The sequence below is a fragment of the Polaromonas sp. P1_G2 genome (assembly GCF_056405515.1).
The window spans coordinates 1-405 of record NZ_JBFUBY010001427.1; the positions used below are offsets into that span (position 1 = coordinate 1).

Annotated in this window: 1 pseudogene; it reads left to right on the top strand. The window is 64.7% G+C overall.

The features are described 5' to 3' along the window. Positions 1 to 263: pseudogene (locus AC1D0P_RS30905) on the top strand (ABC transporter ATP-binding protein); the annotation flags it as partial. Positions 264 to 405: the final 142 nt, after the last annotated feature.

Below are 405 nucleotides of genomic sequence, written 5' to 3' on the forward strand. Positions count from 1 at the left end.
AGCTGCAGGACCAGATTCTGACGCTGCTGCGCTCGCTGACCACCGAATTCGGCATGGGCCTGCTGCTGATCAGCCACGACCTCAGGCAGGTGTCGCGCTATGCCGATCGTGTCGTGGTGATGCGCCGGGGCAAGATCGAGGAGCAAATGGCATCGGCCGATCTCGCCCAGGCGCAGTCCGCCTATACGCAGGCGCTTTGGGCTGCGCAGCCATCGGCCAGGACCTATGGCACACGGCTGCCCGTCTACGGAGACGCGCCATGAATGCGATCTCGGTAGACAACCTGGTGATCGGCTTCGAGACATCAGGCAGCCGCTTCGTCGCGGTAAAGGGCGTCGGCTTCGAGGTCGGTGAAGGCGAGACATTCGGCCTCGTCGGCCCGTCCGGCTGCGGCAAGACCACGGT